6 protein-coding genes are annotated in these 6,761 nt (G+C 71.3%); 1 reads left to right on the top strand and 5 read right to left on the bottom strand.

Annotated features, from left to right (window positions below; translation table 11 throughout):
* On the bottom strand, positions 1-387 hold a 387-nt coding region (locus ACTHNQ_RS01165; protein ID WP_440330610.1), incomplete at its 3' end, for an MBL fold metallo-hydrolase.
* A gap of 106 nt (positions 388-493) precedes the next feature.
* Positions 494-1,417 carry an RNA polymerase sigma factor SigJ gene (gene sigJ / locus ACTHNQ_RS01160; protein WP_440330609.1) on the bottom strand — a complete coding sequence of 308 codons (924 nt, stop codon included), beginning with the start codon at positions 1,415-1,417 and terminating at the stop codon, positions 494-496.
* Positions 1,418-1,481: 64 nt separating this feature from the next.
* Between sigJ and ACTHNQ_RS01155 the strand changes: the two genes are divergently transcribed.
* Positions 1,482-2,420 (top strand): NAD-dependent epimerase/dehydratase family protein, encoded by a 939-nt coding sequence (locus tag ACTHNQ_RS01155; RefSeq protein WP_440330608.1) that lies wholly within the window; start codon positions 1,482-1,484, stop codon positions 2,418-2,420.
* 1 nt (position 2,421) lies between these two features.
* Here ACTHNQ_RS01155 and ACTHNQ_RS01150 read toward each other — a convergent pair whose 3' ends face one another.
* The 3 genes from ACTHNQ_RS01150 to efp all read right to left on the bottom strand — a co-directional run bounded on the left by ACTHNQ_RS01150 (position 2,422) and on the right by efp (position 6,736).
* Positions 2,422-5,682: a DEAD/DEAH box helicase gene (locus ACTHNQ_RS01150; RefSeq protein ID WP_440330611.1), complete on the bottom strand. Its 3,261-nt coding sequence runs from the start codon at positions 5,680-5,682 to the stop codon at positions 2,422-2,424.
* 79 nt (positions 5,683-5,761) lie between these two features.
* Entirely contained in the window at positions 5,762-6,172 is a 411-nt protein-coding gene (gene nusB, locus ACTHNQ_RS01145) for a transcription antitermination factor NusB (protein WP_018170787.1), read from the bottom strand.
* Positions 6,173-6,175: 3 nt separating this feature from the next.
* Entirely contained in the window at positions 6,176-6,736 is a 561-nt protein-coding gene (efp, locus tag ACTHNQ_RS01140; RefSeq protein WP_018170788.1) for an elongation factor P, read from the bottom strand.
* Positions 6,737-6,761 lie beyond the last annotated feature (25 nt).

The raw sequence follows: 6,761 nt of genomic DNA, 5'->3' as shown, positions 1-6,761 counted from the left end.
CGGGCCGTCGCTGGGGGCTCGCAGCGGCGTGACCATCAGCTTGAGGGGGCCGAACTCCAGCGGCACGCCGGCCTGGGTGTAGACGATGTTGTCGTAGCCGAGCTTGCGGAGGTCCTGCTCGAGGTCGTCCGTCGGGTACTCGGGCAGCAGCACCTTGATGTCTTTCGGCACCACCCGCTCCATGAGCGCGGGGTCGAAGTGGTCGCGGTGGCGGTGCGAGACGTACAGGAAGTCGGCCTTGCCGAACCGCTCCCAGTCGAGTGCCCGGTTGTCGGGGAACGGGAACCACGATCCGAAGAAGGTCGGACCGATCACCGGGTCGCAGAGGATGCTGCCGCCCGCCGTCTCGATGAACATTCCGGCGTGGCCGAGGCCCGTGACACGCATGGGAGGCCCTCCCCTTTCGATCGGTGGAACCCGTCGATTCTAGGCGAGACGCCCGCGTTCGCCCCGATCGACCGGCCGTGCAAAAGCGGCCAGGGCGGCGGGGGGTTCACGTCTCGGGCCACGCGCCTTCCTGGCGCACGAGGGCGAAGAGGTCCCCCACAGGCGCGAGATGCTGCAGTTTCTCGGGGTTGAGCTGGTTGGCGATCGCGCCGATCGTGCCCGCGTCGATGTGCAGGGTGAGCACCGACAGCGTCGCGCCGTCGCTGCTGCGGAACACGACGCATGGCTCGCCGTTGGCGAGAGTGGTCTCCAGGGTGACGCCGAGCATGTCGCCGCGCCGCATCAACCCGACGAGGAACCTCGCGACGGCGAGGTCGCCGGTCATCGGACGCTGGATCGCGGGGGCCCGGCCGCCGCCGTCCGCGGTGAAGACGACGTCGTCCGACAGCACGCGGATCACCGCGTCGACGTCCCCGGCGCGCAGGGCCGCGACGAACTCGCCGACCAGCCGCGCCGCATCGGCGTCGTCGGCGTCGAAGCGGGAGGAGGCGGTCGTCACGCGCTGTCGTGCGCGATGAAGGATCTGGCGACAGGCGGCGGGGTCGCGCTCGACGATCCGCGCGATCTCGGCGTAGTCGAAGCCGAGCGCCTCGCGCAGCACGAAGACCGCCCGCTCTACCGGACCCAGGCGCTCGAGCATCGTGAGCACCGCGACCGACATCGTCTCGTCGTGCTCGATGCGGCGGGCCGGGTCTTCGTCATCGACCAGGAGCGGCTCGGGAAGCCAGGGCCCCACATACAGCTCGCGGGTGCGATGGGCCGACCGCAGTGCGTCGATCGACAGGCGCGTGGCGACCGTGGACGCGTAGGCGTCGGGGCGGTCGATCTGCTGGCCGCCCGCGGCGCGCTCGTGCAGGCGCAGCATGCCCGACTGCACCACGTCCTCGGCATCGGCGACACTGCCGAGCATCCGGTACGCGATCGAGAACATGAGTGGACGGAGCGTCGGAGCTTCCGCGGCGAGATCCATGTCGTGAGCCTGTCACAACCGGCAGGGGTGATCCGTCGAAGGGGGTGAAGAGAGAGGAAGAAACATGAAGATCTTCATCGCAGGTGCGACCGGCGCCGTCGGCTCCCGCCTCGTGGGTCCGCTCGTCGCCGCCGGCCACCAGGTCACCGGCACCTCGCGCAGCGAGGCGGGCGCCAGGCGCGTGGACGCCGCCGGCGGACGCGGCGTCGTGATGGACGGGCGGGATGGAGCATCCGTCAGGAGGGCGGTGCTCGAGGCGCAGCCCGATGCCGTCGTGCACCAGCTGACGTCCCTGTCGGCGGGCTTCGACTTCAAGCGGTTCGACGACGTGTTCGCAGTGACGAACGAACTCCGCACGCGCGGGCTGGACGCCCTCATCGCGGCGGCGCAAGAGGCGGGCACCGGACGCATCGTCGTCCAGAGCTACACCGGGTGGACCAACGAACGCACGGGCGGCCCGGTGAAGAGCGAGGCGGACCCGCTCGATCCGCACCCGGTTCCCGCCGCGGCGAACACCCTTGCCGCGATCGCGCACGCCGAGCGCGCGACGGTGGCCGCCGGCGGCCTCGCGCTCCGGTTCGGCAGCTTCTACGGTCCCGGCCAGTCGCTCGGCGAGGGCGGCGAGATGCTCGAGGCCGTGCGCAAGCGCCGGGTGCCGATCGTGGGCGGCGGCGCGGGAGTGTGGTCGTTCTGTCACATCGACGACGCGGCGTCGGCCACGATCGCGGCGCTGACCCGCGGTGGGGCCGGGGTGTACAACATCGTCGACGACGAACCCGCGGCGGTCTCGGTGTGGCTGCCCGAGCTCGCGCGGGCGATCGGCGCCAAGAAGCCGCTCCGTGTACCGGCGTGGATCGCCCGCAGCCTGATCGGCGAGTTCGGCGTGGCGTGGATGACCACCGCGCGGGGCTCGTCGAACGCGAAGGCGAAGGCCGAACTCGGCTGGGCGCCGCGATACGCGAGCTGGCGGGAGGGCTTCCGGACGGGGCTGGGCGACCGGTAGGTCACCCGTCGAACAGCCCGCGGATGTCGTCGGCGGTGAGCACCTTGCCGAACAGCGCGTCGTCGTCCATGACGGCGCGGAACAGCCGCGCCTTGCGCTGCTGCAGCGCCATGACCTTCTCTTCGATCGTGCCGTTGGCGATGAGGCGATAGACCATGACGCTGCGCTCCTGGCCGATGCGGTGCGCGCGGTCGACCGCCTGCGCCTCGGCGGCGGGGTTCCACCAGGGGTCGAGGAGGAACACGTAGTCCGCTTCGGTGAGCGTGAGGCCGAAGCCCCCGGCTTTGAGGCTGATGAGGAACACCGGGGACTCGCCGCCTCGGAAGGCGGCGACGGCGGCATCCCGGTCGCGCGTGGAGCCGTCGAGGTATGCGTACGGGATGCCGCGCGCCTCGAGCTCTGCGGCGGCGAGGCCGAGGAACGACGTGAACTGGCTGAACACCAGCGCACGGTGTCCCTCGGCGAGCACCTCGTCGAGCTGCTCGAACATCGCGCCCAGCTTGCTCGGGGCGATGTGCGCGTGGGCGGGATCGACGAGCTCGGGCGCGAGGGCGAGCATGCGCAGCAGGGTGAGTGAGCGGAACACGATGAAGCGGTTGCGGTCGAGGTCTTCGAGCAGCCCGAGCACCTTCTGCCGCTCGCGCTGCAGCACGGTGTCGTAGAGCGCACGATGGGCGGCGCCGAGCTCGATGCGCACCTCCTGCTCCTGCTTGGGCGGAAGGTCCGCGGCGACGAGCTCTTTCGTGCGCCGCAGCACGAGGGGACGGATGCGGCGCCGCAGCCGGGCGAGGCGGCCCGCGCGGTACGCGCCGCCCTCCTGGTTCTCGGGCACCTTGCCCTTCTCGATCGGGCCGACGCACTCCTCGAGGAAGCGGCGCGACGACGCGAACAGCCCCGGCGCGGTGAGCGACAGCAGCGCCCACAGCTCGGTCAGGCTGTTCTCCATCGGCGTGCCCGTGATCGCGAAGACGACCTCCGCACGCAGGTCGCGCGCGGCGCGGTACACCTTGGTCTGGCTGTTCTTCACGAACTGCGCCTCGTCGAGGACGAGACCCGCCCACTCGATCGCGCCGAACTCGCGCTCGTCCAGCCGCAGCAGCGTGTACGAGGTCACGATGACGTCGGCGGATGCCGCAGCCTGCGCGACCGTCACCCCGCGCTTCGCGCGCGTGGCGTCGACGACCTCGACCCGCAGGCCGGGCGTGAACCGCGCGGCTTCGCTCCGCCAGGTGGAGAGGACCGAGGTGGGAGCCACCACGAGGAACGGTCGCCGCTCCCCCCGCTCGGTCGCGTGGGCGACGAGTGCGAGCAGCTGCAGCGTCTTGCCGAGGCCCATGTCGTCGGCCAGGATCCCCCCGAGGCGGTGCTGCCACAGGAACGCGAGCCAGTCGAACCCGGCGCGCTGGTAGGGCCGCAGCGTGGCGTCCAGACCCACAGGCAGCGGCGTCGACGGCACGGCCTCCACGTCACGCAGCGCCTCGACGGTCGCGCGCCACGACACCGCCGGCAGCGCCTCGTCCGCCAGATCTTCGAAGTCCGCCCAGAGCGCCGTCTGGTAGCGGCTGATGCGCGGGCCGGTCTCCCACTCGTCGAGGTCGCCGGCCTCGTCGATGAGGTCGCGCAGCCGCTGCAGCGAGGGGTGCGACAGCGAGAAGTACGCGCCGTCGCTCAGCAGGATCTTCTTGCGTCCGCGCGAGAGGGCCGTGAACAGCGTGCCGAAGGGGATGGTGCGTCCGTCGATCGACACCACCACGCCGAGGTCGAACCAGTCGGCGTCGGTCGTCTCGACCGTGCTGATCTCGATCCTGGGGTCGCCGGCCAGTTCGCGGTACCGGGGCCGCTCGCCCGAGAGCTCGACGTCCACGTCGGGGTCGGCCTCCAGGACCGGCAGCAGCACGGCCGAGAACTCGGCGGCCTCGAGTCCCGTCAGGGTGGCGGCCGGTGCGAAGCCCACCGGCGACGCATCCTGCCAGACGGCCTCCACCCGGCTGCGGATCGCGAGCTCGGCGGCGGCGTCGCGATCCTCGCCGCCCGCCCCGTCGAGTCCCACTGGTGCGCCCGAGCCATAGCGCCAGGCCACCGTGAAGACGATCCGGTGCCCCTCGTCGAAACGGGCGGTCACGAGGAGCCGTGGGCGCGCCGGAGGCGGGAGCTGGATGCCGGGTGCCACGACGTCCACGCGCCGGGAGATGCGCGGCAGGTGCTCCTGCACGAACTCCGCCGCGTCGTCCGCCGGCACCGTGACGACGTCGCGCGCCGCCAGGAGGGCCGGCAGCGGGTCCGGCAGTGCGACCTCCGCGAGCACGAGATCGATACGATCGCGCTCGGCGATGAAGCGGTAGAGGCCGGTGCGGCCGACCGGGCGCAGGGCGCCGGCATCCTGCCGCTCGCCGTCGAGGACGACGACGGGCGCGACCTCGAGGCCCGCGCCCGTGCGGCGCGCCTCGACCGAGACCGCCGCGTCGCCCGCGAGCGCGACGGTCGTGCCGCGCCGCGTCGGGACGATCGGGATGCCGTGGTCCGTGGCGGCGGCCAGATGCGGCCACAGCAGGCTCGACTCGATGTCATCGAGCGTGAGCCACTCCGAGACGTCCGAGAACGCCCCGAACGACCGCACGTCGCGCCCGATGCTGTGTAGCTCGGCGAACCAACGCGCCTGCGCGGGGTCGTACGCGGTCGTCGGTCGTCGCAGCGCGTCCCACGACACGCCGCCCTTGATCCACGCGGTGGAACGGCCGGAGCGCTCCAGCGGCCGCAGTCCGAGCAGCACGTCTGCCCCGAACTGGTGCAGTCCGCGCGGCGTCGCCGTCTCGATCCGCGCAGGCGCCCACGTCGACGTGCCGCGGCGCACGCGTTGGCGCAGTTCGACGCCGAGGGCGAGAGGTGTGCGGTCGGACGCCGGGGACGTGCCCGTCGCGAAGACGCTCCGCCATGTGGTGTCGGGCGACGCGGCGGGCGCCTGGCGGGCCAGCTGGTTCGCCTGCAGCAGCACCGCGACGGTGTGCTTGCAGTCGAACTGCACGGGGCAGGTGCACGACGTCGCGGCGATCGGACGATCGGTCCGCTGCGGGTCGAGCCGGATCCGGCAGCGATAGGCCCGCTGGCCGCTGCCGGTGACGCTCGCCTCGAGCACCGAGGAGGTGGGATCCCAGGTGAGCTGATGGACCGCTCCGTCGGCGAAGTAGGCGACGCCGCGCTCGTACGTGCCGCTGTCGCTGAACCGCCGGATGTGCGCCGGGTCGACGAACGGCGGCGACCCCATGGGTGAGGTGTCGGGGGTCGGCGGGGTCACGGCATCCATCCTGCCAACCCCGGCGGACACAGGGCCCGCCGGGGGACGTTCAGGAGGCGCGCGCGATGTTGGCGAGCACGCCGTGGACGAAGGCGCCCGACTCGTCGGTCGAGAACTCCTTGGCCAGCTCGACCGCCTCGTCGATCGCGACGGCGGTGGGTACCTCGTCGTTGAAGAGGATCTCCCACACCCCGATGCGCAGCACCGCACGGTCGACCGCGGGCATGCGGGCGAGCGTCCAGTCCTTCGCGAAAGTGACGATCTGCTCGTCGATCGCTTCGCGGTTGTCGATCACGCCGTCCACGATGTCACGGGCGTACAGCCACGACGCCTGGCGGGCGGGCTCGCCGGCGGCGCGCTTCGCCTCGGTGGCGAGGATCGTCGCCGGCTCGTCGCCGCGGACGTCCGCCTGGAACAGGATGTCGAGCGCGCGCTTGCGCGCCTTCGATCGGGCGCTCACGCCTTACTTCTCGCGGCCGAGGTAGTCGCCCGTGCGGGTGTCGACCTTGACCTTCGTGCCGGTCTCGAGGAACAGCGGCACCTGGATCTCGTAGCCGGTCTCGAGCGTGGCGGGCTTGGTGCCGGCCGACGAGCGGTCGCCCTGCAGGCCCGGCTCGGTGTACGTGATCTCGAGGACGACGGATGCCGGCAGCTCGACGTACAGAGGGTTGCCGTTGTTGAGTGCGATCTGCACCTGCTGGTTCTCGAGCAGGAAGTGGGCCGCGTCGCCGACGGTCGGTGCGCCGACGGTGAGCTGGTCGTAGTCCGCGACGTCCATGAAGACGAAGTTCTCGCCGTCGTTGTACAGGTACGTGAAGTCGCGGCGGTCGACGTTTTCGATGTCGATCTTCGCGCCGGCGTTGTACGTGCGGTCGACGACCTTGCCGGAGACGACGTTCTTGAGCTTCGTGCGGACGAAGGCGCCGCCCTTGCCGGGCTTGACGTGCTGGAACTCGATGACGCTCCACAGCTGTCCGTCGATGCTGAGGACGACGCCGTTCTTGATGTCTGCGGTGGATGCCATGAGGTGAATCTGTCCGTTCGTCAGG

Source organism: Microbacterium sp. (assembly GCF_051953575.1).
Taxonomy (GTDB): Bacteria; Actinomycetota; Actinomycetes; order Actinomycetales; family Microbacteriaceae; genus Microbacterium.
The sequence above is the reverse complement of the archived record's forward strand: the minus strand, read 5'-3'. Positions and strand labels throughout refer to the sequence as shown.